This is a genomic window from Vagococcus sp. WN80Y, assembly GCF_059621045.1.
In genome coordinates this window covers 60,460-73,234 of the sequence record NZ_JCAQHY010000171.1, presented here as the reverse complement: position 1 = coordinate 73,234, position 12,775 = coordinate 60,460, and the positions used below count along the sequence as shown (strand labels likewise).

Below are 12,775 nucleotides of genomic sequence, written 5' to 3'. Positions count from 1 at the left end.
AGTAGATTAGCAATTGAGAAAACGTGAGTGGTTCGTGAAACTGTGGGAGGTAAAAAATGAAACAAGTAATAATTGATTGTGATAATACCTTGGGATTGCCTGATCGAGACGTTGACGATGGGGTGACTTTACTTTATTTATTAGGAATGACAGAGGTTGAGGTTTTGGGCGTGACGCTAACCTATGGGAATAGTGATAGTAAGTCAGTGGAGCGGGCGAGTCGGAATCTTATAAGCAAGTTTGGTCTAGAGGTTGTTCTCTATCCAGGGGCAGAGAATAAGGAAAATCGTCGTAGCGTGGCTAGCCGATTTTTAGCTGAGAGTGTTGCGAAAGCGCCAAAGGAAATTACGGTAATTGCGACAGGGGCATTGACCAATTTGTTCGGAGCAGTGGCTTATAATCCTAGATTTTTCCAGCAAGTCAAAGAGATCATTGTAATGGGTGGGACATTGGCACCTTTGGAAGTGAACCAACATTTAGTTAAGGAACTTAATTTTTCATGTGACCCAGAAGCGACCCAAGCGGTATTACTTTCTGAGGCACCATTGGTTATTATGAATGGTCATTTAACTGCTCAAGCATTTTTTCCGCGGGAGTTATGTGACGGGTTAGTTAACAGTGAGACTGAAAAAGGGAAATGGTTGTCGGATGCCTTGGGTGAGTGGTGTGATTGGAATCTTCAACATCTGGGATTAGATGGGTTTTGTAATTGGGATATGACGACAGCAATTTATTTACACGATCCAAGTTTATTTTCTGATGAGCAAGTTTGGCTAAGTCCATATCAGGAATTAACTGAAGGACGTATGACTATTTCAAGTGAATTAGGCAAAGGTAAATTGGTAAGGATGCCAGAGCATATTTTAGATGTTCAGGCTTTTAATCAGCTGATGATTGAAACGATTCAACGCTTGGGATGATCTACCAAGGTAAAAAGATGGTTATCGAGTGTTTTGTATGGGGAGATGGGGTTATTTTATTTTAAAAAGGAACGTGGGAAGCATACTATCCCAACGTTCCTTTTTTAGCTAGTTTAATTAACAAATAAATTGATTGACTATCTTACCTTCTAAAAGATAGTCTGGTAAGGTGGTTTTGATAGTTGTTTGGATGCTTTGCAATGATGTTTCATCGTCTTCAAATGCATAGGCAATCATCAAGGCATGTCTAGTATCTTCATTAATCATGCCCCGTGAAGAATCACTGGTTGGACCACCAAAATAACCAAGGCCATCCTTTAAAACGAGAGCACCTTCGAGATTAACAGCAGCTTTTCCAATGCCGGGATAGCTCGTACCAGTTTCACCAACTGTTAATTCAATCGGCAACGATAATTTGTCCAAATCATAGACGCCAAAAGGTAGTTTGTATCGTAATGAGAAATAATTATTCAAATCAACAAGGGAGTTGATTTGATAGAGCCCTTTCTGTTGGACAACTCGGCGCCAAAGACTGTCAGACGAAGGTCTAAAACGAGCAGGATCTTTTCCGTAGTGCTTGTAGGCTGCTTTAGTTGCTATGATTGATGGATTTATACGTATCTCCTCAAGTTGGTCATGCTGCTCAATGTCTTTAATGAGCGGATTTAGTAACTCTTCCCAGATAGCACGTTGTTTTTTTTCATAAGAAAAGGTTAGTTCTGTTACGAGTAACTTCAAGTGTGGTGTTTCAGCTGTAATTCGAGTATTTATTGCAATAGTCATGTTTAGTCTCTCCCTTAAGTTAGATTCGTTGTAGTTAAAGAGAGACTGGTACGTCGTTTTCAAATAATGGGGCAAAGAACATCTAATCGCTCCTTTCTCCTGATGGTGTATAAGATTAGTCTATCATGTCGAGAATTAAAAGGGAAACGGTTTATAAGATTAGTTGATCATACCAATCTTTAGGCAGTATCTTTGTTTTTTGAATAAAGATTGTGTACAATTAAATTGTTCACAAGTTAGGAGTGAAGAGATGAGTTCTGTTAGTCGCTTATTAGATGATCAACTTTGTTTTTCAATTTATAAGGCATCTAAGCAATTTACCAAAATGTATACTCACGCATTAGAGTCGTTTGGTTTAACTTATACCCAATACATTGTGTTGCTAGCATTGTGGGAGGAGTCAAATCAGACAGTAACTGCTTTAGGTAAACGAGTTGATTTAGATAGTGGAACGTTGACACCGTTATTGAAGAGAATGGAACATAATGGCTATGTTCAGCGAGTTCGTCTTCGTGAGGATGAACGAAAAGTCAGCATTTCACTGACGGCTAAAGCGGTAGAATTGGAAACAGAGATTGTTAGCCAAGTGTCGAGTTGTCTCGAGCAACTAGAGGTTGATGAGCAGGCTTACAAAACACTTTTAAAAGAAGTGAACCGCTTAGAAAAGAAAATAGGAGGAATCGTTCATGAAAAAAATCTTTGAAACTAGTGTCGTTAATACTGGTGGCAGATCGGGAGAAGTTCATTCACCAGATAAAAGTTTTTCGTATGAGGTTGTTTCACCTGGCGTGAAGAAAGAGCATACAACCAATCCAGAGCAATTATTTGCGGCAGCTTACAGTGCTTGTTTTAATAGCGCACTTGAACTTGTAATGGAAAAGGAAAAGATTCAATCAAAGAGCTCTGTTACTGCGAGAGTGTCATTGTATAGTGATGCAGAAACAGGTTTTCAAGTTGGTGTTCAATTAGAGGTTAAGATTGATGAGGTTGATAAAGCGCAAGCTGAGGAATTAGTTGCAAAAGCCCATGACGTTTGTCCTTATTCAAAAGCGACTCGAAATAATATTGACGTGGAATTAGTCGTTGTTTAATAATTAGCAGAATACTTAGAAGAAGCTTATTGACAGAAATTGTTAATAGGCTCTTTTTATTTATGGAGCGTTAATGTAACCTTTTAGTAGTAGATAAGGTATTATTAGTGAGTGACAAAATTTAATAGAATGAATGATGCATTAAAATATAGAGTTGAATAAGGCGTAAGAGGGAGAACGAATGAGTGAACTGAACCAAGAACAAGTGAAATTATTAGCTCGTTACTTTAATCGAGAGAAAATTATTACAAAAGAGCTGAAAACACTAGCTGAAAAAGGCTATATTGATAATCCAACAGCTGATAAAGTTATTTCAGGTTATCAGTCTTATACAGAAGATCAGGTCAAGTCCATTAGGAGACCAAAGGAACCAGAAGTTGAAAAAATAAAAGTTAAGCCAACGGCTAAAAAAGATGTGGCGTCTTATTTACTAGCAGATAGTCAAAGACAAGTCACTAAAAAGCGCGATTCAGATGTTGAGCCTGAATCAAAGATTGTCAAGGCTCGACCGACTGTGGGTGTAAAAACAGCTGAACAATTAAGAGAGCGTAATTTGCAGCTTATTTTAATAGCAGGGGTTGTGTTGCTATTTTTAGCAGGGGCAGTTTTAGCAACAACTAGCTGGTTGTTTATGTCACCATTAACGAAAGTTACCATGATTTCTTTGGTTGCTGTGGTTTTTTATGGGATTTCCAAGCTTGCAATGAAACTCAAGATACCCCAGACGGGCAAGGCTTTTCTTGTTTTAGCTTGTTTATTTTTACCATTTCCATTTGTCAGTGGCGCTTATTATCATTTATTTGGTGATTATTTTAGTTTAAGTGGTCCAGGTCATTTTATTTTTGGGTTTGTTTTAACTGCGGCATTTGCTGGGCTTTATAGAAAAGTTGGAAATATTAATGAGCTGCCTATTATGGCAAAGATCTCTTTTGGACTGTCTTATGTGAGCACGCTATTTTTGACACGAAGCATTTTTCCTTGGAAATTTGTTCAAAGTCTCGCGATGTTGGGATTACTCTTTCTTTTCAATGGAAAAACAATCCAAATTTACCAGCTTTTTTCTAAAGAGATTGAAAGTAAAGAGTGGCAGTGGTTTTATTTCGTCGTAAATGTGTTGACAGTTGTTTTTTCGTTCAGAGCAGTACAGCCGACAATTAGTGGGGCTGTTTTAATGGGAATATATCCCCTTTTAAGTCTTCAGCTAGCGTCTCAGGCGAGTATTTTACGAACTAGACTGAGATTATTACGACTTAGTTATGTGTTGCTTGGTGTCGGTTTCACATTTAGTGTGTTATTTGTTTGGTGGAATGATATAGAGTTTGGACCACTTGTAGGGGCTATTCTTGTTCTCTGCTACAGTTTGTTACGTGATTTTTTGCAACAAAAAAAATACTTGGAGCATGAATTTATTGCCTTAAAAAATGGTTATTATCGTTTATTGGTAGGACTGTTGTGCCTTTCATTTTTTAGTCATCAACTAATAGATGGAAAGTTTTTAGGGATGAGCTTGTTCAGTAGTATTTCAATAGTAGCAGCGATTGCTCTGCTTGTTTATCGTGATTGCTCTTTAAAAATGAGAATTAAATTAGGCGTTGTTGGTTATTTTTTTGGAGCGGATTTGATTCTGTTTCTACCTTTATCAAGTGATTGGCATTATCGTTTATTAATGATTCTTCTTTTTGTTCTGACAAATGTTGTTATCATTAAGAACCAATTGAATGAATTAGTAAGGTATGTAGTTGTGAGGGCCAGTATTGTCTATGGTGTAACTTGTTTGTGGAATTATTACTTCCTTAGCACAGTTAAACCTATAGAACAAACTGTTTGGCATTTGATTGCATGGGGAACTCTTCTTCATTTATGCTTGCGAAGAGAAGAGGTAAATCGCCGATTAAGCTCGATCTTACCTATTGGGTTAGTCCTGGCTTTTTTCCCGACAGTAGTTGATCCAGAAAGAGGATTACTTGAGTCTCAAGCGCTACCGTGGTTCATTTTTAGTTTAAGTTTATTAGTGCTAGTAAGTAGTCATTTTTTACAAAAGTGGTTGGAAAAATCTTTCGTTATGATGAGTCATGGCACTAGTTGGATGTTATATGGCATGAGTTTATTTTTAATGATGAATCAGCCAAACAATAGTTGGGGCGATGTCTTGGTTATTGCTTTTGGGGGTTACTTAGCGTGGTACAGTGGAACTCATCTTCATCAAAAGCTCTTTTTCGAAATAATTCCTATTAGCTTGATTTCAACGTTAATTTATCCACTGTATTTAATTGATTTTTCGAATTTTGCTGAAATTTGTTATATAGAAGCAATCATGCTACTCTTTTTTGTGTTGATGAAGCGTCATTTTGAATGGTTAAGAAAAGCTACTCTGAGCTTGATTTTTTGTTTGTTATGGTTGGGAAGTATTATGCAGACAATTTTGATTTCTCATGAAGCACATGCTTTTATCGGGTTATTTTTACCAATGGCTCTTTTGGCTACTTATTATTTATCGGTAAAAAATGCTTGGTATAAGCGTGGAATCATTCTAGTTGAGGGCTATCTCGTCATCCTTCTGATAGAAATATGCTTAAAAGGCTGGTTTGATGTTTCCATAGACTCACATTGGTTGTTAACGGCTCTGACTTTAGTTCTAACGGCAATGGCTTATTTTTGGAAATCTCAACAGCGGTATGTTTGGCCTACGGGAGCACTTAATTTAGTCCTGACGTTGTTGTTATTACTAGGGGAATCTAACAAACAGTCGACTGTCAGCCCTTCTATTATTCTCGTTAGCATACTCTTACTAGGACTTGCAACTGGGTATTTGATTGTGTTGAAGTGTCGTCAAGTAGAACAAATCAGCCTATTATTAGTATTAAGTTATTCGCTATTGTTATTTTATGACAAGTTTCCTGAGAATCAGTTTGTCTTAACTATAGCAGTTTGGCTGTTGATACTTCTCTCAGCTGTATTTGCTTTAAAACAGAAGCAATCTCTCTTATTGGAAAATGGAATTCGCCTAAATCTTATAGCCTGTGTGCAACTAATCGGATTAACAGGTCTATTATTTTTAGAGGTTCCCGTTAATTTATTGGAAGGTTATACCCTTATCTTGCTAGTTGGCATGAGTTATTATGAAAGATATGTTTTGATTCAGCGAATTGAACGCAGTTTAGCTGTTGGTCTAGGTATTTTATTAATTAATGATGCTTTAGTGGCATTTTTTGTCCCTATTAATGAGGAATTGAGTCAGTTATTAATGAATCTTGTTTTGCTTGGTTCGCTAACGCTAAGTGCTCGTGGATTTTGGCAAGCGAGAAAGCAAGCTAGGATGTTAGAATGGCTCGTTTCAGGCTTATTATTAGTTAGATATATGAGTGCGTCTTTAATTTACCAGGATTTGACGACTAGTTTATATGGGGCGAGTTTTGCATTGATTTTAGTGGTTATTGCCTATCTGACAAAATATACAGCTTATTTTACTAATGGTCTGATTTATCTCGCTGTATTTATTTTGTATAGCCAGCGCCATTTTTGGGCTGCGGTTCCTTGGTGGCTCTATCTTGCTTTAGGAGGAATCGTATTGATTGCTTTAGGAAGCTTTAGTGAGTGGAATCGTCGCAATCAAAAAGTTAATCGTAAAAAATTGACTCAGACGATTAAAGGTTATTTTTCGAGTTGGAAATAATTGTCAGTATTCTAATGGTTTGGGTGAGTATCATGTTCTTTCTTATAAATGTCTAACTTACCTGTTGAACGGCTATATTACTACATTTTTACATGTATTTACTTTTAATAGAGTGACATAGTGCTCTTAAATGGCGAGCCTATGTCATTCTAAAAAAGCGGGACTAGTTAAGTAATGGCTATTTGTGGAAAGTTAGGGGGGCAAAGGGATAGTTATTGATTAGACAAAGCGTATCTAATGTGATATAACTAGGTGAATAAGAGTTTAGTTGACGTAGTATAAATAACGTTTTTATCCAAAAATAGAATAAAATTATGCACAAAAGCGTACAATGTTGAAACAACAGACTATTTAAGTTTTTGTTAGTTAAGAAAGTTGATGTGTTAGGCGTTTATAAAGAAGGTCAACTCTATTAGGATAACAAAACATTTTGAAAAGACGTAACGTTTCTGCGGACATGGACAAATTGAGATTTTTTATTAAATAACGAAGCGGTGTTGATTTGATAGCTAGATGAACAGTTGCATGGAAACGATTAGTATCTAATAATAATGACGAGTTTGAACCTTAAACGAGTTGTTATTACTGGGTATTTTTTTAGGTTTTAGATTATGTTATAGTTAATCTAAAAGGAATCGATAGACATGTTAACTAAAAAACAGGAGAAAATAAGTAAATTAATTTCATATGCATTAAGACATAAGCCCGAAGATTTTGGCCTGATTTTAGATGAGGCTGGCTTTGTTTCGCTAACAGAACTAGTTGATAAAGTGAACCTGAAAGAAGAATATGAACTAACGGAAGAAATGATTACTGAGATACTAAGCCAATCCGAGAAACAGCGATGGGAAATTAAAAATCAGCAGATTAGAGCAGTATATGGGCATAGCCTTTCTCAAAAAATAGCAAAGAATGAGAGCGTTCCACCAGCAATCCTCTATCACGGAACGGCGCACAAGTATCTGGAAAGTATTTTAGCTAATGGGTTAGTTCCGAAAGGAAGACAATATGTTCATCTTTCAAAAAATGAAGAGACAGCTATTTTAGTAGGAAAACGACGAGATGCTAATCCCGTTTTATTAGAGGTTAAGTCTTCAGAGGCATATCAAAAAGGGTACAAATTTTATAGCGAGAAGGACGATATTTGGTTAGCAGAAATTGTTCCACAAGAGTTTATTCGGAGACTTAATTAGTAAGATTTTTTATAATTAAAAGAATGCTGTTATGATTGATAAGGCCAGAAAAATGAGGAGAGGATCAGATGATAAGTATTATCTTTGATTTAGATGACACATTATATTTTCAAAAGGATCAATTTGTTCTTGCGACTAAAGCAATCACACCTGCTCTAACTGAACAGGAGATAAGTCAAGTATATGAGGACTTTCAACGGTCAAGTGAGACTGCTTATTTTAGGCGAGAGCGTGGTGAAATTGACCTTGATGAGATGCGCTTAATCAGAATAAAGCAAGCCTACGAAGCCATAGGGAGGAATATGTCAGATAAGGATTGCCAAGATTGGCAAAAAGCATATCAGCGTGAACAAAGGCATATAAGCCTATCAACAGAAGTGATCGAACTACTGGACTATTGTCAGAGCCAGCCGATAGAAATGGGAATTATTACTAATGGTCCGAGCGATCATCAGCGAATGAAGATTGAAGCGCTGGAGCTGAATAGATGGTTTGCGGATGAACAAATTCTAGTTTCGGGTGACATCGGGATTTCTAAGCCAGATCGACAGGTTTTTGATACAATGGCAGAGAAATTGACTAGTAAGCTTAAAGATTGCTACTACATTGGTGACAATCCAGTGAATGATGTAGAAGGAGCACGTGCTGCTGGCTGGACACCGATTTGGTTGAATACTAAAGATGAAACTGTTAAGCTGAAAGAAGTAAAAGAGGTTAAGAGTCATCCTGAGTTATTGAGTTATCTAAAAGAGTTAGTTAGTGATAACCTGATTTAATAATTAAATAAAGTAAAAACAAGTGACTTATTTTTAGAGTAGAGAAAATAAGTCGCTTGTTTTTTTTGCTAATAAGTCAAAAGTTTATTTTGTTTAGAACTTATTTTTAGATGAAAACTATCTTGCTTATAATAACATCATTTGTAAAAATTGGAAACTAGGACTAGTTGATAATCTATCAAGGCTCGAGTGTTTTTAGTTGATTTTAAAGACATCATAAGCTAACCTTTTAGATAACAAGGATATTGATCTATTTGTTGGGAAATGTATGTCAGAATAGGTGGAATTAGCAGAATACTGAAAGGAATGATTACGATGGTAACAAATGTTAAAGAAAGTCGATTTGATTGGAAAGACTTAGTTATTGGAATTTTATATGTTATTGCAGCGTTTATTTTCTTTTCAAAACCAGCACTAGCGATTGGGGTAATGGTTGTTTGGTTTGGTGTGTTGGCGATTATTAAGGGTGTTAATAATTTTATTAAGTATTCAAAAGTTAAAAGTGCTACAGGAATTAATGCAACATTTTTAATTGTTACAGGTGTCTTAGATATTTTATTAGGTATCATTTTGTTATTTAATTTATATTCAGGCATTGTAGTTGTTGGTTGGATTTTTGCCATCTGGTTTATTACAGATTCAATTGCTCATATCATGAATGCAGGCTTTTTAAAAGTGAGAAGTACATGGATTTATTGGTTGTCTGTTATTTTTAATGGTATTTGTGTGCTAATCGGGCTATCATTATTTTTCAATCCAATCGTTTCAGCTTTGACGGTACCTCTTTTGATTGGGTTTTACTTCTTATTATTTGGAATTGAGGAAATAATTGCGTCATTTGCTTAGCCTCCAGTGCTTTAGCATATACAAGTTAATGTGATCACTGTGTAATATAGGGGCGTGACTTATGGTCACCCCCTTTTTTTGTGTGATTGCACTGTGATAGCTCTCATGATATAGTTAATCTATCATGGAGCAAGGGATCGGGAGGTATCTACCTTTATGGACGCGCTTAACTAATAGATGAAGAAATTAACGCGGAAACGATGGCAAAAATGCCACCGTTTATTTGCGTTTTTCTTCAGTTTTGTCTCAATTATTTGTCTTATTTGAGGCTTACTATCTATTATTTAGTGAAAGTGTAGGTTCATTATCATGACGAAACAATTAGTAAACGAACTCAACAAGCTATCATTGCCGTTAATTTTTAACAGCTTCATAATGATGGCAATTAATTTTATTCTAACGGCGGTAATTGGTCGTATTTCGTCAGAAGCAATTGCCGTTGCAGGGATTGTTGACGGCCTGTTGTTCGCCGTAGTGGGTATTTTCGGCGTAGGGACACTGTCTTTTAATATTTATGCGTCACGGGTTAGACTTACCCACCCCAAGCTTTTTAAAGACTATTTCAAATCAATCCTGGAGTTAAATCTATTGATAGGTTGTATGGGGAGCCTTGGTGTTATAGCGACTCTTTCTTTTTTACTGACAAGAGTCTATGGTGTTACGGGAAATTCAGTAGTGCTGGGGGTACGCTATGGACAAATTGTAGGGACTCAATTAATTCCATATCTTCTTATTTTTGCTTTTTCTAATCAATTAAAGGTTCAAAAGAAAAGCCATTTGATTGTTATAATAGGAACCATTAGCTCCGTTATCCATATTGCTTTGGCCTATTTTTTAACTTTTAAAATATTTTCTATAGAGGAACAATTACTTGGAGTGGGCCTTGCCTCGAGTTTAGCAGTATTTATTGAATGTGGTCTCTATGGCTTTATCTTAAGAGAAACCTTAAAAGAGCTTCTGATTATTAAGAGTCGACAAAAGCGATTCTTACTAGTAAAGAGCCTACCGCTTTTGGGTCAGGAGTGTTTAGAAGGAGCGCTTTTTAATGTCGTTCTGACAAGTTTTTTAACTCAATTGGGAATTCTATTTTTTGCAGGTTATCGTTTATGCCGAGTCCTGGTTGATTTTGCGCAGGTGGCGTTATTTCCTTATGCCAATAGCTTGTTGATTGTAATTGGTGAGGCCATCGGCAGAAATGAGCCAAGTGTTCAGAAGAAATTACCGATTATTACGATAGCTTTGAATCTGTTGATCTATTTTGGAATCAGCTTGCTTATTTTAATATTCGGCCAAGAGATTTTGGCTCATTTATCCACTCAGCAAGTAGTTGTTGTACAAGCGAAGAAGGCTTTGCCTCTCATTTTAAGTGTTTTTAGTAGTCAAGTCTTGTTTGAATTAACTAAATATAGTTTGCAAGCCGTTGGCAAGGAAAAACAGGTTTTTTATGCGACCGCCTGTAGCAACATTCTGTTGGTTCTATTCCTAGGATTTTTACAATTTCAGCAGGCTAATTCACTTGTGACTATTTTAGTTGGACTGTTATTAAATTATGGATTCCTTGGAGGAAGCTTTCTGTTTATTTACCGAAGCTCTATTCATTAAATTCAACAAGAAAAGCCACTCAATGCGAGGGGCTTTTCTTGTTGAGTTTATTTATTACGAACGGCGTAAGCATCTAAGAGAATGCGCGTAATGACCTGAAGTGGTAATCGTGAGCGAACTTCATAATCAGGAAAGTAAGAAATCGGCGACTTAAAGCCTACGAATACGATATCAGATAGCTTAGAAAGAGGGCCATTACTGTTGGCAGTAATAGTGATAGTTGTAATTTCATCTGCTGCACAATTTTTAGCCGCTTCTACTAATTCTAAGGTTTCACTATTGAGAGAAATAAAAATGACAATATCTTTTTTAGATAGCCGACGACTGATTGAACGAATTAGGTTAGGATCATCGTGCATTTCACAGTATTTATTCATTAGTTGAAATTTCACCATCATCTCTTTGCCAATCAGCTCTGAAAAACCTCTTGCAAAGATGTAAATGCGGTCCGCTGATTTTATTTTTTGAATGGCATCTTCGATGGTTCCACTATTTAGCATTTGAATTGTACGTGTTACTTCCTGCTCATTTTTTAAAATAGCTTGCTTAATTTCTTTGTCAACCTGTTCGACAATGGCAAAGCGAGGATTGTTTGCTTCGGTATCTTTTAGATAGTGCTTGAAGGAGGTAAACCCATCAAACCCCATTTTTTTCATTGTTCGAACAATAGTCGCAGTAGAAACATTGGCGTCTTCACTTAATTTGACTATGGACATTTCGGGAATTTTATCTAAGTTATTTTCAATATAAGTCGTTAGATGTTGTTCAGAATGACTCATTTTCTTTGCTGGTTCTTTTTTCATCAGGAGGCCTACCTTTTCTGAATAATCCGTATTGTTGTAAATATTTTCAGCATTATCGTTGCTTTATGCCAAAATCCGAAAACCTTTACATCTTTTTATGTGGCATAATTTTAACATAGATTGAGTTACTATCACAAGAAATGAGGAAATTTCATGATTGTTACCTGTACAATGAATCCGGCTATTGATTTATTTGTTCGGACCAAGAGTTATCATCCGAGAGTGGTGAATCGGACATTAGCTAATGATATCCAGCCAAATGGTAAAGGAGTTAATGTCTCGTTTATTTTAAATATGTTAGGGGTTGAAACAAGTGCGATAGGGTTTTTAGGTGGCTTCACTGGTGAGTTTATTCGTAAAGAGATGGAAAAAAAAGGCATTACTACCAACTTTGTTGATGTCTCTGAGACTACGCGAATTAATGTTTTTACTAAGGTTGATGAAGAAGAGACGGAGTACAAGCTAGTTAATCAGGGACCTGTTATTGAGTCAGCTGCTTTAGAGCAATTATTTTCTGTTATTCAAGAATTGAAAGCGGGTGATACTCTTTGTGTATCAGGCAGTAATCCCCAAGGCGTGACGGATCAAGATATTATGACTATTGCTAAAATAGCGCATCAAAATGAGGTTAAGTTTGTTCTGGACACGAGTTCCCAGGTGCTTCTCGATGTACTTGAGTATCATCCTTATTGTATTAAGCCAAACGACGAGGAATTAGCCGTTCTGTTTGACAAGAAAAAGTTAAGCCAAACAGACATTATTTATTATGGGAAACAATTGGTTGAGCGGGGGGCTCAGCATGTACTTGTTTCCTTAGGGGAAGCTGGAGCTTATTATTTTTCTGAGGGGATCTGTCTAAAAGGGAATGCACCAAAAGGGGTTTTAGTGAATTCCGCTTGTGCTGGTGATACGATGTTGGGGACATTTATCGGTCTTTTAGGTCAGGGCAAAGCAGTAGCTGATTGTCTTAAAATGAGTATTGCCGCAGCGAGTTCAACGGCATTTACAGAAGGATTAACAGATTTTGAAAATGTACCAAAATTAATGGAAGAGATAACGATTGAAGTCGTTAACTAAAAGGGAGGATG

The 12,775-nt window shown here is 36.4% G+C and carries 11 protein-coding genes; 9 read left to right on the top strand and 2 right to left on the bottom strand.

The features are described 5' to 3' along the window. Positions 1-56: 56 nt before the first annotated feature. Positions 57-920, top strand: coding sequence for a nucleoside hydrolase (locus AC5KOD_RS18670; protein WP_496916106.1), 864 nt, complete (start codon positions 57-59; stop codon positions 918-920). A gap of 117 nt (positions 921-1,037) precedes the next feature. Here the strand turns inward: AC5KOD_RS18670 and AC5KOD_RS18665 are convergent, their stop codons facing one another. Next, entirely contained in the window at positions 1,038-1,703 is a 666-nt protein-coding gene (locus AC5KOD_RS18665; protein ID WP_496916105.1) for a B3/B4 domain-containing protein, read from the bottom strand. Between the two features lie 250 nt (positions 1,704-1,953). Here AC5KOD_RS18665 and AC5KOD_RS18660 point away from each other — a divergent pair, with 250 nt between their 5' ends. The 7 genes from AC5KOD_RS18660 (at position 1,954) to AC5KOD_RS18630 (ending at position 10,884) form a co-directional block, all read left to right on the top strand. Further along, the gene (locus AC5KOD_RS18660) at positions 1,954-2,406 is read left to right on the top strand and encodes a MarR family winged helix-turn-helix transcriptional regulator (RefSeq protein WP_496916104.1); all 453 of its coding nucleotides are present in this window, start codon (positions 1,954-1,956) and stop codon (positions 2,404-2,406) included. Next, complete coding sequence (locus AC5KOD_RS18655) at positions 2,390-2,794, top strand: organic hydroperoxide resistance protein (protein ID WP_496916103.1); 405 nt, start codon at positions 2,390-2,392, stop codon at positions 2,792-2,794. The genes AC5KOD_RS18660 and AC5KOD_RS18655 overlap by 17 nt, the downstream gene beginning before the upstream one ends. 181 nt (positions 2,795-2,975) lie before the next feature. Then, the gene (locus AC5KOD_RS18650; RefSeq protein ID WP_496916102.1) at positions 2,976-6,467 is read left to right on the top strand and encodes a hypothetical protein; all 3,492 of its coding nucleotides are present in this window, start codon (positions 2,976-2,978) and stop codon (positions 6,465-6,467) included. A gap of 644 nt (positions 6,468-7,111) precedes the next feature. Further along, positions 7,112-7,660 (top strand): RNA 2'-phosphotransferase, encoded by a 549-nt coding sequence (locus tag AC5KOD_RS18645; protein WP_496916101.1) that lies wholly within the window; start codon positions 7,112-7,114, stop codon positions 7,658-7,660. 68 nt (positions 7,661-7,728) lie between these two features. Further along, positions 7,729-8,436 (top strand): HAD family hydrolase, encoded by a 708-nt coding sequence (locus tag AC5KOD_RS18640; RefSeq protein ID WP_496916100.1) that lies wholly within the window; start codon positions 7,729-7,731, stop codon positions 8,434-8,436. Positions 8,437-8,751: 315 nt separating this feature from the next. After that, a complete protein-coding gene (locus AC5KOD_RS18635; RefSeq protein WP_496916099.1) occupies positions 8,752-9,282 on the top strand; it encodes an HdeD family acid-resistance protein in 531 nt (176 codons plus the stop codon). A 309-nt stretch (positions 9,283-9,591) separates the two neighbouring features. Continuing rightward, positions 9,592-10,884, top strand: a complete 1,293-nt coding sequence (locus AC5KOD_RS18630) for an MATE family efflux transporter (RefSeq protein ID WP_496916098.1) — start codon at positions 9,592-9,594, stop codon at positions 10,882-10,884. A gap of 47 nt (positions 10,885-10,931) precedes the next feature. On the opposite strand, the gene AC5KOD_RS18625 is transcribed toward AC5KOD_RS18630, so the two are convergent. After that, positions 10,932-11,687 (bottom strand): MurR/RpiR family transcriptional regulator, encoded by a 756-nt coding sequence (locus AC5KOD_RS18625; RefSeq protein ID WP_496916097.1) that lies wholly within the window; start codon positions 11,685-11,687, stop codon positions 10,932-10,934. A gap of 153 nt (positions 11,688-11,840) precedes the next feature. On the opposite strand from AC5KOD_RS18625, the gene pfkB reads away from it, so the two are divergent. Continuing rightward, complete coding sequence (pfkB, locus tag AC5KOD_RS18620) at positions 11,841-12,764, top strand: 1-phosphofructokinase (RefSeq protein WP_496916096.1); 924 nt, start codon at positions 11,841-11,843, stop codon at positions 12,762-12,764. Positions 12,765-12,775 lie beyond the last annotated feature (11 nt).

What these genes read in the sequence shown, in the direction of transcription:
- AC5KOD_RS18640 (WP_496916100.1), top strand. Translation starts at nt 7,729, where the DNA reads ATGATAAGTATTATCTTTGATTTAGATGACACATTATATTTTCAAAAG.
- pfkB (WP_496916096.1), top strand. Translation starts at nt 11,841, where the DNA reads ATGATTGTTACCTGTACAATGAATCCGGCTATTGATTTATTTGTTCGG.
- AC5KOD_RS18670 (WP_496916106.1), top strand. Translation starts at nt 57, where the DNA reads ATGAAACAAGTAATAATTGATTGTGATAATACCTTGGGATTGCCTGAT.
- AC5KOD_RS18660 (WP_496916104.1), top strand. Translation starts at nt 1,954, where the DNA reads ATGAGTTCTGTTAGTCGCTTATTAGATGATCAACTTTGTTTTTCAATT.
- AC5KOD_RS18635 (WP_496916099.1), top strand. Translation starts at nt 8,752, where the DNA reads ATGGTAACAAATGTTAAAGAAAGTCGATTTGATTGGAAAGACTTAGTT.
- AC5KOD_RS18650 (WP_496916102.1), top strand. Translation starts at nt 2,976, where the DNA reads ATGAGTGAACTGAACCAAGAACAAGTGAAATTATTAGCTCGTTACTTT.
- AC5KOD_RS18630 (WP_496916098.1), top strand. Translation starts at nt 9,592, where the DNA reads ATGACGAAACAATTAGTAAACGAACTCAACAAGCTATCATTGCCGTTA.
- AC5KOD_RS18665 (WP_496916105.1), bottom strand. Translation starts at nt 1,703, where the DNA reads ATGACTATTGCAATAAATACTCGAATTACAGCTGAAACACCACACTTG.
- AC5KOD_RS18625 (WP_496916097.1), bottom strand. Translation starts at nt 11,687, where the DNA reads ATGAAAAAAGAACCAGCAAAGAAAATGAGTCATTCTGAACAACATCTA.
- AC5KOD_RS18645 (WP_496916101.1), top strand. Translation starts at nt 7,112, where the DNA reads ATGTTAACTAAAAAACAGGAGAAAATAAGTAAATTAATTTCATATGCA.
- AC5KOD_RS18655 (WP_496916103.1), top strand. Translation starts at nt 2,390, where the DNA reads ATGAAAAAAATCTTTGAAACTAGTGTCGTTAATACTGGTGGCAGATCG.